Here is a 15826-nt window from a genome sequence, read left to right on the forward strand (position 1 = left end):
AACCAACTCGTGGCGCAAGTCACGTAACCTGGGAGCAGCAGGCAGGGTCGTAATGAGCTGGCATCAATTGATGTCGGCTCATTTTTTGTTGGGCCGACGGTACTAGAAACGCGTGGGAAACGCGCGCTTAATTTCTATGTGGAACTTTGTCCCACATACCTGAAGTTGGGAATCAGACCATGAGCAGCAACATCATCCTCGGCCACAACCAGTACGGAAAGGCCGAAGTCCGGGTCGTCAAGATCACCCGCGACACCGACCGCCACGAGATCGAAGACCTGAACGTCACCTCGCAGTTGCGCGGCGACTTCGAGGCCGCCCACCGGGAAGGCGACAACGCCCACGTGGTGGCAACCGACACCCAGAAGAACACGATTTACGCCTTTGCCCGTCAAGGCGTTGGCTCCCCCGAAGCCTTCCTCCTGCGCCTCGGAGAGCACTTCACCTCCAGCTTCGACTGGGTCACAGGCGGCCGCTGGGAAGCCGAGTCCTACAGCTGGGACCGGATTCAGGCCCACGGCAGCGAACACGACCACTCCTTCGTGCGCAACGGCCGGGAAGTCCGCACCGCCGTCCTGGTCCGCGACGGCGCCGCAACCCACCTGATCTCAGGGCTCAAGGACCTTACCGTCCTGAAGTCCACGCAGTCCGGCTTCGTGGGCTACCCCAAGGACAAATACACCACGCTCCCTGAAACCACGGACCGCATCCTGGCCACCGACGTTTCCGCCCGCTGGCGCTTCAAGACCGGAACTGACTTCAGCGCCCTGGACTTCAACAAGAGCTACGAGGACGTCAAGGGCCTCCTGCTCGAGGGCTTCACGGAGAAGTACTCCCATGCCCTGCAGCAGACCCTGTTCGATATGGGCGCCAAGGTCCTTCAAGCCCACAGCGAGATCGATGAGATCAAGTTCTCCATGCCCAACAAGCATCACTTCCTGGTGGACCTCTCGCCGTTCGGCCTCGACAACCCCAACGAGGTCTTCTTCGCCGCTGACCGCCCCTACGGCCTGATTGAGGCCACCGTCCAGCGCGACGACGCCACCCCGGCGGACATCGCCTGGTCCGGCATCGCCGGTTTCTGCTAGACCCCGCGAACACCATCCACATCAGCCCCGCCCCCGGAGATTTTGTCCAATTCAAGCGCCTTCAGGACTCCCACCTTTATGGACAAGAACTCCAGGGCGGGGCACTCCTAAGCCCCACATTTATAGCCAGACCACGTTAGCCAGACAAAGACGTCTGCCATGAACCAGAAAGTCTGCCGTGAACTTCAAAAAACCAAGCCTGGCCGCCAAATCCGGCCGCAAGCCCTCTGACCGCCCCGAAGACCAGCGCCTCTCCATTGGCAGCAGCTTCGCCTACGGCTTCCAGCACGTCCTCACCATGTACGGCGGCATCATCGCCCCGCCATTGATCATTGGCGCCGCGGCCGGCATGTCCTCCCAGGACATCGGCCTGCTCATTGCCGCGTGCCTCTTCGTGGGCGGCCTCGCCACCGTCCTGCAGACCGTCGGCATCCCGTTCTTCGGCTCAAAGCTGCCGCTCGTCCAGGGCGTCTCATTTGCCGGCGTCTCCACCATGGTGGCGATCGTCCACGGGGGCGGGGGTATCCAGTCAGTCTTCGGCTCGGTGATCGTTGCCTCGCTGATCGGCCTGGCCATCACCCCGTTGTTCTCCAAGATCATTCGGTTCTTCCCGCCAGTTGTCACCGGAACAGTCATCACCACCATCGGCCTGACGCTGATGCCGGTCGCCGCCAACTGGGCGATGGGCGGCAACAGCAAGGCACCGAACTACGGCAGCATGGCGAACATCGGCCTCGCCGCCGCCACCATGGCCATTGTGCTGCTGCTCAGCAAGGTGGGCAGCGCCACCATTTCGCGGCTCTCCATCCTGCTGGCCATGATCATCGGAACGGTCATCGCGTTTGTTACCGGCATGGCAGATTTCTCCAAGGTGGGACAGGGCGAGATCGTCGCATTTCCCACGCCGTTCGCCTTCGGCCCGCCGACGTTCCATGTCGCGGCCATCATCTCCATGCTCATCGTCATCCTGGTGACGCTGACCGAGACTTCGGCTGACATCATCGCCGTCGGCGAGATCGTGGGCACCAAGGTTGATTCCCGGCGGATCGGCGACGGCCTGCGGGCCGATATGCTCTCCAGCGCCATCTCGCCGCTCTTTGGGTCGTTCACGCAGAGCGCCTTTGCCCAGAACGTTGGCCTGGTAGCCATCACCGGCATCAAGAGCCGCTTCGTGGTCACCGCAGGCGGGGTCATTCTGGTGATTCTGGGCCTGCTGCCCGTACTGGGCCGGGTGGTCGCAGCGGTGCCCACACCCGTCCTGGGCGGGGCCGGCGTCGTACTCTTCGGAACAGTGGCCGCGAGCGGCATCCGCACCCTGTCCAAAGTGGAGTACCGGAACAACATGAACCTGATCATCGTGGCAGCGTCCATCGGCTTCGGCATGATTCCCATCGCCGCGCCGGCCTTCTATGACCAGTTCCCGTCCTGGTTCGGCACGATCTTCCACTCCGGCATCAGCTCCGCCGCCGTGATGGCCATCCTGCTGAACCTGCTCTTCAACCACCTCAAGGCCGGCAACTCGGAGAACCAGTCGGTGTTTGTGGCGGGTACGGGACGCGTGGTCCGCGAGGAGGATCTCAAATGCTTGGCCGACGGCGACCGTTACGAAGGCGGCAAGTTGATCGACTGCGACGGCAAGGAAGTCCCGGTGGAATCGTCGTCAAAGTCTGACCACTAGCTGGCAGGAGAAACCCCCGGCACCTCAGGTGCCGGGGGTTTCAACGGGGTGGGCGCCCTCAGACGGCCAGCGGTACAGGATGAATTTCATCCGCAGGATGGCCGGAGCGTTCATGGATAATCCTTACCGCATCCGCTGAAGGGGCCTCGGACAGGCAATAGACCAGGCCCGATTCCGGATCCGCCCACGCCTGCTTGAAGTCAACATGCTCGTCGTCCTGGATTGCCAGGTCCGCGTTATGGGCTTCCCGCAGTTGCTCCGCAGTGATTCCCACCATGTTGTGATGAACGTCCATAAATTGCGCCATGATAGCCTCCGACGGGTCCAAATCCTATGGGATGGGGCTGATGCTACGCCCACCCCTGAACCCGGTCAACGGCCCCGGAAATACCCTTCCTCTGAGGCCTCACCTGTACGTTGGCGCGCCCGTTGGGGGTGGGGTCAGTTGCGGTTGAACTCGTCCGAAATTGCCTGGGCCGCCTCGCGCAGCATGGGCACCGCCCGCTCGCCGAAGGACGCGTCCACGCGGGATACCGGCCCGGACACGGAGATGGCTGTGGGGGTGGGGGCATTAGGCACGGCCATGGCAAAGCAGCGCACGCCAAGCTCCTGCTCTTCCTCATCGATGGAGTAGCCGCGTTCCCGGATTTTGCCCAGGTCTGCCAGCAGGGACTCGATGTCGCCGATGCTCTTCGAGGTGGGGGTGGGCATCCCCGTGCGGGCCACTATGCCGCGGACAACGTCGTCGTCGAGCTGGGCCAGGATCGCCTTGCCCACGCCGGTGTCATGCGTGTGGGCCCGGCGACCCACCTCGGTGAACATGCGCATGGAATGCAGGGACGGCACCTGGGCGACGTAGATGACCATGTCCGAATCTAGGACAGCCATGTTGGAGGTCTCCCCCAGCCGGTCCACCAGGGTCTTCAGTTGCGGCCGGGCCACGGCGCCCAACTGCTTATTGGCGCCTTCGCCAAGCCGGATGAGCCGTGGGCCCAGTGCGTACCGGCGGTTAGGCAGCTGGCGGATATACCCCAGCGTGACCAGGGTGCGCAGCAGCCTGTGAATGGTGGGAAGCGGCAAATCAGTGGAGGACGAGAGTTCGCTGAGCGTCACTTCTCCGCCGGCATCCGTGATCAGTTCCAAGAGTTCGAAGACGCGCTCTACGGACTGCACGCCTCCAGAGGCTTTTTCAGCCATGTACCAGTCTCCTGAGGACTCGATTTCCGACAACTCTTATCCGCATCGTGAAAAGAATTGCCCTAGATCTCCCAAGATACATCACGGCTGGACCCGAGTCGACGAACCTCCTAGGCTTGTAATTCCACAAAGTAGATAATAATATCCATAATACGAAATCTTTTGATCAGCACCGAGCCCGGCGACGGGCGTACCAGGAGGACATTCAATGGCGAACCCGAGCCCCGGAAATTCGATCACCCTGCGTGTGGAAGCACCGTCCAGCTTCTCCGCCACCAGCGAACTGGCTGCAGCCGTTGGAGCAGCCGGCGCGGCCATCACCGCCCTGGACGTCACCGAGTCCCACCACGAGACGCTCGTTGTTGACGTCACCTGCAACACCACCGACGACGAACACGCCAACCGCGTCAAGGACGCCCTCAACGCCCTCGATGGCGTCACGGTCCAGCACGTCTCGGACCGAACCTTCCTGATGCACCTGGGCGGCAAGCTCGAAGTCGTTCCCAAAGTAGCCCTGCGCAACCGCGACGACCTCTCCCGCGCCTACACTCCCGGCGTCGCCCGCGTCTGCCTGGCCATCGCGGAGGACCCTGCCGCTGCCCGCAACCTGACCGTCAAGCGGAACACGATCGCCGTCCTCACCGACGGCTCCGCGGTCCTCGGCCTGGGCAACATCGGTCCCGCCGCCGCCCTCCCGGTCATGGAGGGCAAGGCCGCCCTGTTCAAGCAGTTCGCCAACGTGGACGCCTGGCCGGTGTGCCTGGACACCCAGGACACCGAGGAAATCATCATGATTGCCAAGGCCATGGCCCCCGTCTACGGCGGCATCAACCTGGAGGACATCGCAGCTCCGCGCTGCTTTGAGATCGAGAACCGCCTCCGCGAGGAACTGGACATTCCGGTCTTCCACGACGACCAGCACGGAACGGCCATCGTCACGCTGGCTGCCCTGGTCAACGCCCTGCGCGTAGTGGGCAAGAAGCTTGCAGAAGTGAAGATTGTGGTCTCGGGCGTCGGTGCCGCCGGCTCGGCGATCATCCAGCTGCTGAAGGCACAGGGCGCCAGGCACATCATCGCCGCAGGCCGCTCCGGCGCCATCCACTCAGGCGAAAGGTACGACGACGAACACCGCGCCTGGATTGCCGCGAACACCAACGAGGATGGCTTCTCCGGCACCCTGCACGAGGCCCTGGCGGGAGCGGACGTGTTCATCGGCGTCAGCGCCCCGCACGTCATCGGCGAGGAGCAGGTTGCGTCCATGGCCGATAAGGCGATCGTTTTCGCCATGGCCAATCCGACGCCGGAAATCGATCCGGCCATCGCGTCCAAGTACGCCGCCGTGGTTGCCACCGGCCGCAGCGACTTCCCCAACCAGATCAACAATGTCCTGGCGTTCCCCGGGTTCTTCCGCGGACTCCTGGACGCCGGAGCGTCGGACATCACCCCGGAAATGCTGGTGGCCGCCGCAGAGGCTATCGCCAACCGGGTGGCTGATGATGAACTGAATGCCAGTTACATTATCCCCAGCGTCTTCGATCCCCATGTCGCCGCAGACGTCGCTAGTGCAGTATCACAAGCAGCGCACGCCGCGGCGGCAACCGCAGCAGCCAGTACAGCTCCGGATGCGGCAAAGGTTTCAGCTGAAACCCAAGCCGCCTTCGCCAACGCCTGATTCGCAGCCAACGAAAGGACCAGAAATGGCCATCACAGTCACAGACCCCCGGCCGATCGAACGCGCGGAGGAGATCCTCACCCCCAAGGCCCTGGCGTTCATCGAAGAGCTGCACAAGCGCTTCGCCGGAACCCGCAACGAGCTGCTTGCCGCCCGGGGCGTCAAGCGCCAGCGGGTCGCAGAGACAGGCAAGCTGGACTTCCTGCCGGAAACCCAGGACGTGCGCGACGGCGACTGGAAGGTTGCGGAGGCTCCGGCAGCACTGCAGGACCGCCGGGTTGAAATGACCGGTCCGGCATCGCCGGCCAAAATGGCCATCAACGCCCTGAACTCCGGCGCCAAGGTGTGGCTGGCGGACCTTGAGGATGCCAGCACGCCCACCTGGGGCAACGTGATCGACTCCATCCTGAACCTCCGCGATGCCGCCCAGGGAACCCTGAGCTACACCTCGGCCGAAGGCAAGGAATACACGCTCCGCACCGACGCGCCCCTGGCCGTTGTGGTGGCCCGTCCGCGCGGCTGGCACATGCCCGAAAAGCACCTGCTGGTCGACGGCGAACCCGCGGTGGGTGCGCTCGTGGACTTCGGCCTGCACTTCTTCCACGTGGCCAAGCAGCTGGTCCTCAACGGCCACGGCCCGTACTACTACCTGCCCAAGATGGAAAGCCACCTTGAGGCCCGGCTCTGGAACGAGGTCTTTGCCTTCGCCCAGGACTTCCTGGGCCTCGGCCAGGGAACCATTCGCGCCACCGTGCTGATCGAGACCATCCCGGCTGCCTTCGAGATGGATGAGATCCTCTACGAACTGCGCGAGCACGCCTCGGGCCTGAACGCCGGCCGATGGGACTACCTGTTCAGCATCATCAAGTACTTCCGCGACGCCGGCGAGGAATTTGTGCTTCCGGACCGCGCCTCGGTGGTCATGACGGCTCCGTTTATGCGCGCCTACACCGAGCTGCTGGTCAAGACCTGCCACAAGCGGGGCGCCTTCGCGATGGGCGGGATGGCCGCCGTCATCCCCAACCGCCGGCACCCCGAGGTCACCGAGGCAGCCTTCGCCAAGGTCCGGGCTGACAAGACCCGTGAGGCCAACGACGGTTTCGACGGCTCGTGGGTGGCCCACCCGGACCTGGTCCCCACCTGCCGCGAGGTGTTCGACGCCGTGCTCGGCGATAAGCCCAACCAGCTGGACAAGCAGCGCCCCGAAGTCTCAGTTACTGCAGACCAGCTGCTGGACATTGCCTCTGCTGACGGCCAGGTCACCGAGGCCGGGCTGCGCCTGAACCTGTATGTCGCCGTCGCCTACACCGCTGTATGGCTGTCCGGCAACGGCGCGGTGGCCATCCACAACCTCATGGAGGACGCCGCCACTGCTGAGATCTCCCGCTCGCAGGTGTGGCAGCAGATCCGCAACAAGTCCGTCCTGGCCGACACCGGAAACACTGTCACCCGGGAGCTGGTGGAGCGGATCCTGGGCGAGGAAACCGAACGGCTCCGCACCGAGTTCGGCGACGAAGCCTTCCGCCTCTACTACAAGCCGGCCAGCAACCTGATCGCTGACATCTGCCTCTCCGAGGACTACACGGACTTCCTCACCACCCCGGCCTACGAACTGGTGGGCTGAGGCATGGCGGTTTCCCCCACGCCGTCGCTCTCTGCGGCGGACACCGCCCACATCGACACCCAGCTGGCCGCCACCGACCGGCTGCTGGACCGGAACTACCCGGGCGACGACGGCTCTCGCCAGCCCGTGCACACGGTCTACGTCCCTGCTGACCGGTTCACGCCGTCGTTGGCCGCTGACTGGGGCTCCCAGGCCCTGGCGACGACCGCTGCCCACGGCGGGCTGGAACGTCTGGGCCGGCTGCTGGGCCAGGAGGCCGACCTCGCCGAGTCAGTCGCATCCCGGGTCCAGGCGAAACTGGACAGCGAACCGATCGAGGACCTCCGCCTCGACTTCGAAGACGGCTTCGGGGACAGGGGCGACGACGCCGAGGACGCCGCCGCTGTTGCTGCGGCCGCCGCCGTGGCCACCGCCGTCGCGGCTGGGTCTGCGCCCCCGTTCATCGGGATACGGTTCAAATGCTTCGAGGCTCCCACCCGGGCCCGCGGCCTGCGCACCCTCGACCTGTTCCTCTCCGGGCTGGCGGCGGCAGGCGAACTGCCCGCAGGACTCATCCTGACACTGCCCAAGGTCACCACCGTTGCGCAGGTGCAGGCCATGGAGTACGCCGTCTCGCGGCTGGAGGAAGTCCATGGGCTGCCGGCCGGCCGGCTGCGGTTCGAGGTCCAGGTCGAAACCCCGCAGCTGATCCTCGGCCCTGAGGGAACCTCCCCCGTGGCGCAGCTGCCGCACGCGGTTCCTGGCCGGATCAGCGGCTTGCACTACGGCACGTACGACTACTCTGCATCGCTGCAGATTTCGGCCGAGTACCAGTCCATGGAGCACCCCGTGGCCGACTTCGCCAAGGAAGTCATGCAGCTGGCCGTGGCCGGGACGGGCATACGCCTCTCCGACGGTTCCACCAATATCATCCCGGTGGGCGACAACGTCCTGCACGCCTGGCAGCTGCACGGCCGGCTGGTCCGGCGGTCGCTGGAACGCGGGTACTACCAGGGCTGGGACCTGCACCCGGCGCAGTTGCCCAGCCGCTTTGCCGCCACCTATGCGTTCTACCGGCAGGGCCTCCCTGCCGCCGCCGCACGGCTGCGCAACTACGTCGAACGCACGGAAGGCGGGGTCATGGATGAACCCGCCACCGCCCGTGCGCTGGCCGCATTCGTCCTGCGCGGCGTGCAGTGCGGCGCCGTTGGTACCGATGAAGTCCAGGCGCTGGCCGGCGTCGGACTTTCCCAGCTGACCGCACTGGCGCACCCGCGGCTGGCACAACCAACTTCCCACTGATTAGGAGCATTCACATGGGCAAGTACTACTACCCACAGGGCGGCCTGCCGCCGCAGACCCACCTCACCACGGAACGGGCCATCGTCACGGAGGCTTACACGGTCATTCCCAAGGGCGTCATGACCGACATCGTCACCTCCAACCTGCCGGGGTTCTCCAAAACGCGGTCCTGGATCATCGCCCGTCCCATCTCAGGCTTCGCTACCACGTTCTCGCAGCTGATCGTGGAGATCGGCCCGGGCGGCGGTGCCCCCAAAGCCGAGTTCGAGGCGGGCGTCGAAGGAGTCATCTTCGTCACCAAGGGCAAGGTCAACCTGACCCTGGACGGCGAGCTGCATCCGCTCGAAGAGGGCGGTTATGCGTACCTTGCGGCCGGTTCGGAGTGGGGCGTGGAGAATGTCTCGGACGACATCGTCTCCTTCCACTGGATCCGGAAGGCGTACGAGCGGCTTGAGGGTTACGAAGCCAAGTCCTTCGTGACCAACGAGAAGGACGTGGAGCCAACTCCGATGCCTGACACGGACGGCGCCTGGAAGACCACCCGCTTCACGGACTCCAGCGACCTCGCCCACGACATGCAGGTCAACATCGTCACCTTCCAGCCCGGCGGGGTGATCCCGTTCCCGGAAACCCACGTCATGGAGCATGGCCTGTACGTCCTGGAGGGCAAGGCCATGTACCTGCTCAACAACGACTGGGTGGAGGTGGAGGCAGGCGACTTCATGTGGCTGCGCGCCTTCTGCCCGCAGGCCTGTTACGCGGGTGGTCCGGGCGAGTTCCGTTACTTGCTGTACAAGGACATGAACCGCCAGGTCCGCCTGACCTAGCCGCCCTGTCCCAACTAGGTAGCAGTAGATGTCGTTTTGAGGGCTCAAAACAGCATCTGCTGCTACCTAGTTGGGTGAAGGGGGACTCTGACCTTGACCCCGCGGCGGTGCGCGAGGAGCATTGAGGTGCCGGCCCGCGGTTCCGTGCCGAGGCGCCGGTCCGGAGGGTCTGCGCAGCATGAACAGAACCGGGCTGCACCGCACGAGGGGCAAAATCGCGGCGGCCATCACCGCAGCGTTGCTGGTCGGCGCCTTGGGCTGCACTCCTGAACCCAGCCCGCCAGATCCGGATGAGGAAACCTTCGCCGTCCTGGAGGATTTCAGCCGACGGATGATAGAGGACGGAGCCCCGGCCGTACTCATCGAAGCCAAGCACGGCGGCGAGACGTGGAACCATGCGGCCGGCGTCCGGAACCTGGAAACCCGCGAAGCCGCCACGGTCTCAGACGCGTACAGGGTGGGGAGCATCACCAAATCCATGGTTGCCGTCTCGGTCATGAAGCTGGTGGAGGAAGGCATAGTTGACCTGGACGAACAGGTCAGCACCTACCTCCCGGAGTTCGGAAGTGTCCTCCATCCGCCCGGCCCCGTGACGGTGCGCCAACTCCTGATCCACGAATCCGGGATGCCGGAATTTTTCTTTCCGCTGCTGGCCTCAGGACCGCTGCAGGATCTCATGAACAGGCCACTCAGCCTGGAACAGCAATTGGCATTCGCTGCCACGGTTCCCTGGGAACGCAAGCTCGCACAGAGCTTCGAATACTCCAGTTCAAATTACGCAGCGCTCGGCCTGATGGTCCAGCGGCTCCGTGGCAAAAGCATCAACTCGGTGTTGGATGAGGACATTGCCAGGCCCTTGGGGCTTAAGTCGACAAGCCTCCCCCGGCCAGGAGACGAACCCGCCACCATGGTCCATGGCTACATCACCATCAACGGCGAGCGCCTTGACGTGACCCGGCCGGCCTGGCTATCAGAACTGGCCGCCGGCGGCGCAGTATCCACGGTGTCGGAGGTCAACGCCTTCTACGCGGCGCTCCTGCAGGGCAGGCTCGTGAGCAGCGAGAGCCGGACCGAGATGCTGCGGCAGGACAGCGATTTTTATGGCTTCGGCCTCTTCAAATGGAACGACACCTGCATCAACCGGCTGTACCACGGCCATACCGGCGACATCGACGGCTATGGAACAGTTTCCATGACGAGCGAAGACGGTTCCCGGCAGCTCACCATTGCCGTGGCCTACCCGCCGGAACCACCCACTGTGTCGGTCAATCCCCTGATTGAAGAGCTGCAGGCCCTGGCCGAACAGGTGCTGAACTCCCTCTGCTGAACCCGACCGGGTTTCTGGCAGCAGAAGGGCTTGCCTGCCGCTCCCATTGAGGGAAGCATTCAAAACATGCTGACGATCGGAACCACAGTTATTGGAGTGCGGGACGTTGCCCGTTCCACCGCTTTCTGGTGCGACGCGCTGGGGTACGTCCCCCGGGAGGACGGCGATGACACGTGGGTTGTACTGATACCGCACGGTGGTGGCGGCGGTGCGCGGATTGCCCTGATGCTCAGCGAAACCCCCGTGCAGGAACACCCCCGGATCCATCTGGATCTCTACGCGGACAACCAAACTGCCGAGGTGGCCCGCCTGCTGGACCTTGGCGCCTCACGTGCGGACTGGGACCTGTACCCCGAGGATCCTGACTTCGTTGTGCTGGAGGATCCGGACGGGAACCGGTTCTGCGTGGTGGATGTGGCCCGGTCCTGAGCCCTCCGGACCCGGAACATCAGCCCCCCGGGTTGAGGACAACCTTGATGCAGCCGTCTTCTTTCTTCTGGAACTTCTCATACAACGCCGGCGCGCCGTCCAAGCCCGAACGGTGGGTGACCAGATCCATCACACCCAGCGGATCGGCGTCGTCCTCCACCAAGGGAAGAAGGTCATCCGTCCAGCGTCGGACGTTGCACTGGCCCATGCGCAGCTGGATCTGTTTGTCGAACATGCTCAGCAGGGGCATCGGGCTCGCCTGGCCGCCATAGACTCCGCTGAGCGAGACGGTACCACCGCGGCGGACCGCGTCCAGGGCCGTATGCAGGGCGGCAAGCCGGTCCACGCCCACGGTTTCCATGGCCTTCTGCGCAAGCTTGTCCGGCAGGAGCCCCAAGGCCTGGTGGGCGAACCCGGCAACGGGTGAACCGTGCGCTTCCATGCCGACGGCGTCAACCACGGCGTCGGGGCCCCGCCCCTCCGTCAGGTCCCGCAGCTCCCCGGCGAGCTCCTTGCTGTAGTCGAGGGTCTCCACCCCGTGCCGTGCTGCCATCCCGCGCCGCTCCGGAACCGGATCAACACCAATGACGCGCAGGCCCTTGTGCACGCCGATCCGGGCCGCAAACTGGCCGACCGGGCCCAAACCGAAGACGGCCAAGGTGCCGCCGTGGTGGACATCGGCATACTCCACCCCCTGCCAGGCTGTGGGAAGGATGTCGGAGAGGAAGAGGTAGCGTTCATCGGGCAATTCCTGGCCCACTTTGATGGGTCCGTAGTCTGCATGCGGTACGCGAAGATATTCGGCTTGGCCGCCTGGTACCGAGCCGTACAGTTCGGAGTAGCCGAACAGGGCGGCTCCTGAGCCTTTCTCCTTGACCTGCGTGGTCTCGCATTGCGACTGCAGGCCCCGGCGGCACATGTAGCAGTGGCCGCACGAAATATTGAAGGGAATGACTACCCGGTCTCCCTTCCGGAGATGGGTGACGGCGCTTCCCACTTCCTCCACGACGCCCATGGGCTCGTGCCCGATCACGTCACCCTTGTGCATGTACGGCCCCAGGACTTCATACAGGTGCAGGTCCGAGCCGCAGATCGCCGTGGAGGTAATTCTCACGATGGCGTCTGTTGGGTCCTGGATCACAGGGTCCGGCACTTCTTCCACGCTCACGCAGCGCTTGCCTTGCCACGTCAATGCCCTCATCTTCTGCCTTCCTCTGGGCGCCGGGTCTCCGGCCGATCATCCGACGCTAGCCCTTTTTGGAAAATAAAGTAAGCAGACTGACTAAATTTCCTTGTGGTGGGACGGCAAGCCTCCTAGCGTAAGAAGCACATGGATTTTTGCATCACACGAACGAGCGGGAAAGGACCGTCATGTCGCTGTACCAGCCGGAACCTGTTGAGATTTCCACCCGGATGCGTCCTGGAGAGTGGACCGAATCCAGCCTGGAGGAACTGGTCACCACATACCGCGCAAAAATCCTGGCCATGGGCGCCAGCGTCGCCGAAGTGGTGACTGACGTGGACCGCAACGACGACGGCTCCGTCAAAGTTGTTGTGTCCTGGGCCAAGCCGGCGGTCGCCGACGACACCGCCGCCGCCGAAGGAACGCCAACGGGCTAAAGCATCCCCAAGCGGGCCACCAAAGCGGGTCAACCCGCCGGCGTCAACCCACCGGCGAAGACGCCGTCAGCAGGCTGCCGATGGCACTGTCCTGAAGGTTTTCCAGGAGGTCGCGCGGGCCGGCGTAGACCTGGACCGCACCGGCATCCCTGAGTTCCGCGGCACTTGTTCCGCCGCAGGTCACGGCAATGGCCGGGATGCCGAGGGCTGCTGCGGCCTGCATGTCCCACACCGCATCACCGACGTATACGGCGTCGGCTGGCCTGACCCCCAACGCCTCCAGCGCGGCGATCAGGATATCGGGCGCAGGCTTGCTTGCCTTGGCATCGTTGGCACTGGTTGCCGCATGAATATGGGCGTCAGCTCCCAGGGTCCGCCGTGTCGCCAGGAGGTCCTGGGTTCTGGCGGAGGACGCGAGGGCCACAGCCAAGCCTCCGGCGTGGCATTGCGCCAGGAGGTCCCTGGCTCCGTCAAAGGCGCGCAGGGCTGGCCAGTTGGATGCAAAGATCGCTGCATGGCTGGCGAGGATCTCGGCGTCGGAATCCTTGTCCCGGCCTGAGGGCAGGAGGCTGTCCACCAAGCGGTCGCCACCCATGCCGACGCAATGGTGGATAGAAGCCATTGGCACGTCGTAGCCCTGCTGCCGGAATGCCTGCCACCAGGCGAGCGTATGGAAGTAGGAGGAGTCCACCAAGGTTCCGTCCACATCGAACAGGACGCCCCGGCGGCGCCCCCTTGAGGCCGCCGGGCCAAGGTGCTGGGAGTCCATCAGCCAGCTGCAGCCCGCGTAGCCCCCGAAACCCTCCTGGTCCGCGCCGAAGTTTCCTCCTTGGCGGAGTTCACCGGCCGAACGCGTTCACGGATCACCGTACCGGCACCGTCGCGGCTGCGGTCCCGGATCAGCCCGGTCCCGGCAATCTCGCGCGCCATGGCAACACCGGCCACCGCGGCACGCTTTGTGGGAAACGTCACTGAAATAGCCATCAGGTCCCCCGCCCCGTCCAACATCCTGACTCTATAGCCACCGTCAGGTGCATCCACCAGTTCAAAATAACCGGCCATTCCAATCACCCCTCCGTCAGTCACTGCGCTGTGCTGGGAGCGCGCTGTGCTTGTCTTAGTAAGTATACTTACTGATTCCTTCGGGGAGAAGTGCTGCAATCCCCCCGTTGCAAGCAGTCACGCCACATTCTCCGTTTCCGGCGGTATGGGCGTATCACTCCGGCGAACCGTATCCTGATGCAGCTCAAGCGCGCTAGTCACAAGCCCGAAGTGGCTGAAGGCCTGGGGTGTGTTTCCGAGTTGGCGCCCTGCCCTGACGGCCCACTCCTCACTGAGCAGCCCCACGTCATTGCGCAGTCCCAGGAGCCGCTCAAAAAGCTGGGTGGCCTCGCTGCGGCGGCCGGCGCCCAGGAGCGCCTCCACCATCCAGAACGAACACGCCAGGAACACGCCCTCGTCCCCGGGAAGGCCGTCGTCGCTCTCCGCCGGGCGGTAGCGGAGCACGAATCCGTCTTCGGTCAGCTCGCTCAGGATCGCATCGATGGTGCCCACCACCCGGGGGTCGTCCGGTGGCAGGAACCCCACGCGCGGGATGAGCAGGAGGCTCGCATCAAGTTCCGGACGGCCGTAGGACTGGGTGAACGTGTTGCGTCCAGCATCGAAGCCGTTGGCCATGACGTCTTGGTGGATAGTGTCCCGCAGCGCCTCCCAGCGCTCCGCGGGCCCGGGCAAGCCGGACTCCCGGACTCCCTTCACCATGCGGTCTGCGGCAACCCAGGCCATGACTTTCGAATGCGTAAAGTGGCGGCGGGGACCGCGCATCTCCCAAAGACCGTTGTCCGGCTGGTCCCAAATGGTCTCCAGGTGCTGCATGAGGGCGACTTGGACATCCCACGCCTCGTCGGAGTGTTTCAGCAGCGAATTCCTGGTTAGTGACAGGCCGTCCAGCACCTCGCCCCACACGTCCAGCTGGAGCTGCTCTGCGGCGCCGTTCCCGATCCGCACCGGGCTGGAGCCCTCATAACCGGCCAGCCAGGGAAGCTCCATTTCCGGAAGCCGCCGCTCGCCATGGATTCCGTACATGATCTGAAGGTCAGCGGGGTCGCCGGCGACTGCCCTGAGCAGCCAGTCCCGCCAGTCTGCGGCCTCCGCTGTGTATCCCGCAGCCAGCAGTGCCTGCAGCGTCATGGTCGCGTCCCGCAGCCAGCAATAGCGGTAGTCCCAGTTGCGGGGGCCGCCCAGCTGTTCCGGCAGCGACGTGGTCACGGCGGCAACGATCCCCCCGGTCGGCGCATAGGTCAGGGCCTTGAGGGTCACCAGCGAGCGTACGACGGCGTCCCGGTACTTCCCCGTGACTGTGCACTGGCTGGTCCAGCCACGCCAGAACGCGGTGGTGGTGCTCAATACTTCCTCGGCATCGACGGTCATGGGCCGCTGGACGTGGCTCGGTGCCCACGTCAGCACGAAGGGAACCCTCTGGCCTTCATCGACGGTGAAGTCGCTGACGGTGTGCATGTTCTCGCCGTGCACGGGCGCCTCAGTCACAAAATAGACGGCGTCCGGTCCGGCGATGGCGTGGATGCCGTGCTCGTCCTTGCGGACCCAGGGGACAATGTGCCCATAGTCGAAGCGCAAAGCCAGCTCGCTGTGCATCCTGACGCTGCCGCTGACACCCTCGACGATACGCACGATGTCAGCCACCTCGTCTCGGGGTGGCATGAAGTCAATCACCCGGACGGTGCCTTCGGGGGTTTCCCACACGGTTTCCAGGACAAGGGTTCCCTCGCGGTAGCTGCGCCGGGTGCAGGTCCCGCCGGCCGCGGGCGCCAGCAGCCAACGGCCGGCTTCCGGCGTGTCCAGGAGTGCGTTGAAGCAGGCCGGAGAGTCAAACCGCGGCAAGCACAGCCAGTCGATGGATCCGGAAGTGCTCACCAGCGCTCCGGTGTGAAGGTCCCCGACCACCGCATAATCTTCAATTCGCGCCATTCCCATACACTGCCACACGTACCTCCGCGGCCGAAGGTTCAAGGGGTGTAGCCTGAAATCAAGGTAAAGCAGCTGCCTGTGGCCACCCGTGGTGG

The 15826-nt window shown here is 64.4% G+C and carries 15 protein-coding genes; 9 read left to right on the top strand and 6 right to left on the bottom strand.

Translation table 11 applies throughout. The annotated features are described in order from the left end of the window. The first annotated feature begins 179 nt into the window (after positions 1–179). Together pucL and ACLKOZ_RS16105 are read left to right on the top strand one after the other, a co-directional pair. On the top strand, positions 180–1088 hold the full coding sequence (gene pucL, locus ACLKOZ_RS16100; protein WP_436476488.1) for a factor-independent urate hydroxylase: 909 nt from the start codon (positions 180–182) through the stop codon (positions 1086–1088). A gap of 178 nt (positions 1089–1266) precedes the next feature. Continuing rightward, entirely contained in the window at positions 1267–2766 is a 1500-nt protein-coding gene (locus ACLKOZ_RS16105; RefSeq protein ID WP_436476490.1) for a nucleobase:cation symporter-2 family protein, read from the top strand. Between the two features lie 58 nt (positions 2767–2824). Here ACLKOZ_RS16105 and ACLKOZ_RS16110 read toward each other — a convergent pair whose 3' ends face one another. After that, positions 2825–3073, bottom strand: coding sequence for an SCO4226 family nickel-binding protein (locus ACLKOZ_RS16110; RefSeq protein WP_066290055.1), 249 nt, complete (start codon positions 3071–3073; stop codon positions 2825–2827). Positions 3074–3207: 134 nt separating this feature from the next. Next, the gene (locus ACLKOZ_RS16115; RefSeq protein WP_337348866.1) at positions 3208–3963 is read right to left on the bottom strand and encodes an IclR family transcriptional regulator; all 756 of its coding nucleotides are present in this window, start codon (positions 3961–3963) and stop codon (positions 3208–3210) included. A 208-nt stretch (positions 3964–4171) separates the two neighbouring features. Between ACLKOZ_RS16115 and ACLKOZ_RS16120 the strand changes: the two genes are divergently transcribed. From ACLKOZ_RS16120 to ACLKOZ_RS16145, 6 genes are all read left to right on the top strand, one after another. Continuing rightward, on the top strand, positions 4172–5635 hold the full coding sequence (locus ACLKOZ_RS16120) for an NAD-dependent malic enzyme (RefSeq protein ID WP_337348865.1): 1464 nt from the start codon (positions 4172–4174) through the stop codon (positions 5633–5635). A gap of 25 nt (positions 5636–5660) precedes the next feature. After that, positions 5661–7259, top strand: a complete 1599-nt coding sequence (gene aceB, locus ACLKOZ_RS16125) for a malate synthase A (protein WP_436476493.1) — start codon at positions 5661–5663, stop codon at positions 7257–7259. A gap of 3 nt (positions 7260–7262) precedes the next feature. Further along, complete coding sequence (locus tag ACLKOZ_RS16130) at positions 7263–8540, top strand: DUF6986 family protein (protein ID WP_436476495.1); 1278 nt, start codon at positions 7263–7265, stop codon at positions 8538–8540. Between the two features lie 14 nt (positions 8541–8554). Continuing rightward, positions 8555–9367 carry a bifunctional allantoicase/(S)-ureidoglycine aminohydrolase gene (locus tag ACLKOZ_RS16135; protein ID WP_376048869.1) on the top strand — a complete coding sequence of 271 codons (813 nt, stop codon included), beginning with the start codon at positions 8555–8557 and terminating at the stop codon, positions 9365–9367. 178 nt (positions 9368–9545) lie between these two features. Continuing rightward, a complete protein-coding gene (locus ACLKOZ_RS16140; RefSeq protein WP_436476498.1) occupies positions 9546–10694 on the top strand; it encodes a serine hydrolase domain-containing protein in 1149 nt (382 codons plus the stop codon). A gap of 66 nt (positions 10695–10760) precedes the next feature. Beyond that, on the top strand, positions 10761–11123 hold the full coding sequence (locus ACLKOZ_RS16145) for a VOC family protein (protein ID WP_436476500.1): 363 nt from the start codon (positions 10761–10763) through the stop codon (positions 11121–11123). Between the two features lie 19 nt (positions 11124–11142). On the opposite strand, the gene ACLKOZ_RS16150 is transcribed toward ACLKOZ_RS16145, so the two are convergent. Continuing rightward, on the bottom strand, positions 11143–12324 hold the full coding sequence (locus ACLKOZ_RS16150) for a zinc-dependent alcohol dehydrogenase (protein ID WP_436476502.1): 1182 nt from the start codon (positions 12322–12324) through the stop codon (positions 11143–11145). A gap of 170 nt (positions 12325–12494) precedes the next feature. On the opposite strand from ACLKOZ_RS16150, the gene ACLKOZ_RS16155 reads away from it, so the two are divergent. Continuing rightward, positions 12495–12743 (top strand): hypothetical protein, encoded by a 249-nt coding sequence (locus tag ACLKOZ_RS16155; protein WP_436476504.1) that lies wholly within the window; start codon positions 12495–12497, stop codon positions 12741–12743. 43 nt (positions 12744–12786) lie between these two features. On the opposite strand, the gene ACLKOZ_RS16160 is transcribed toward ACLKOZ_RS16155, so the two are convergent. The 3 genes from ACLKOZ_RS16160 to ACLKOZ_RS16170 all read right to left on the bottom strand — a co-directional run bounded on the left by ACLKOZ_RS16160 (position 12787) and on the right by ACLKOZ_RS16170 (position 15731). After that, entirely contained in the window at positions 12787–13512 is a 726-nt protein-coding gene (locus ACLKOZ_RS16160; RefSeq protein WP_436476506.1) for an HAD family hydrolase, read from the bottom strand. After that, on the bottom strand, positions 13512–13805 hold the full coding sequence (locus ACLKOZ_RS16165) for a hypothetical protein (RefSeq protein ID WP_337348855.1): 294 nt from the start codon (positions 13803–13805) through the stop codon (positions 13512–13514). Before ACLKOZ_RS16165 ends, ACLKOZ_RS16160 begins: the two co-directional genes overlap by 1 nt. Positions 13806–13922: 117 nt before the next feature. Next, complete coding sequence (locus ACLKOZ_RS16170) at positions 13923–15731, bottom strand: glycoside hydrolase family 15 protein (RefSeq protein ID WP_436476509.1); 1809 nt, start codon at positions 15729–15731, stop codon at positions 13923–13925. Positions 15732–15826 lie beyond the last annotated feature (95 nt).

The organism is Arthrobacter sp. R4, assembly GCF_051365025.1.
Classification (GTDB): Bacteria; Actinomycetota; Actinomycetes; order Actinomycetales; family Micrococcaceae; genus Arthrobacter.

Bases quoted from the DNA above. Each gene is read 5' to 3' on its own strand.
- pucL (WP_436476488.1), top strand. From the start codon at position 180: ATGAGCAGCAACATCATCCTCGGCCACAACCAGTACGGAAAGGCCGAA.
- ACLKOZ_RS16110 (WP_066290055.1), bottom strand. From the start codon at position 3,073: ATGGCGCAATTTATGGACGTTCATCACAACATGGTGGGAATCACTGCG.
- ACLKOZ_RS16115 (WP_337348866.1), bottom strand. From the start codon at position 3,963: ATGGCTGAAAAAGCCTCTGGAGGCGTGCAGTCCGTAGAGCGCGTCTTC.
- ACLKOZ_RS16120 (WP_337348865.1), top strand. From the start codon at position 4,172: ATGGCGAACCCGAGCCCCGGAAATTCGATCACCCTGCGTGTGGAAGCA.
- aceB (WP_436476493.1), top strand. From the start codon at position 5,661: ATGGCCATCACAGTCACAGACCCCCGGCCGATCGAACGCGCGGAGGAG.
- ACLKOZ_RS16130 (WP_436476495.1), top strand. From the start codon at position 7,263: ATGGCGGTTTCCCCCACGCCGTCGCTCTCTGCGGCGGACACCGCCCAC.
- ACLKOZ_RS16135 (WP_376048869.1), top strand. From the start codon at position 8,555: ATGGGCAAGTACTACTACCCACAGGGCGGCCTGCCGCCGCAGACCCAC.
- ACLKOZ_RS16140 (WP_436476498.1), top strand. From the start codon at position 9,546: ATGAACAGAACCGGGCTGCACCGCACGAGGGGCAAAATCGCGGCGGCC.
- ACLKOZ_RS16145 (WP_436476500.1), top strand. From the start codon at position 10,761: ATGCTGACGATCGGAACCACAGTTATTGGAGTGCGGGACGTTGCCCGT.
- ACLKOZ_RS16150 (WP_436476502.1), bottom strand. From the start codon at position 12,324: ATGAGGGCATTGACGTGGCAAGGCAAGCGCTGCGTGAGCGTGGAAGAA.
- ACLKOZ_RS16155 (WP_436476504.1), top strand. From the start codon at position 12,495: ATGTCGCTGTACCAGCCGGAACCTGTTGAGATTTCCACCCGGATGCGT.
- ACLKOZ_RS16160 (WP_436476506.1), bottom strand. From the start codon at position 13,512: ATGGACTCCCAGCACCTTGGCCCGGCGGCCTCAAGGGGGCGCCGCCGG.
- ACLKOZ_RS16165 (WP_337348855.1), bottom strand. From the start codon at position 13,805: ATGGCCGGTTATTTTGAACTGGTGGATGCACCTGACGGTGGCTATAGA.
- ACLKOZ_RS16170 (WP_436476509.1), bottom strand. From the start codon at position 15,731: ATGGCGCGAATTGAAGATTATGCGGTGGTCGGGGACCTTCACACCGGA.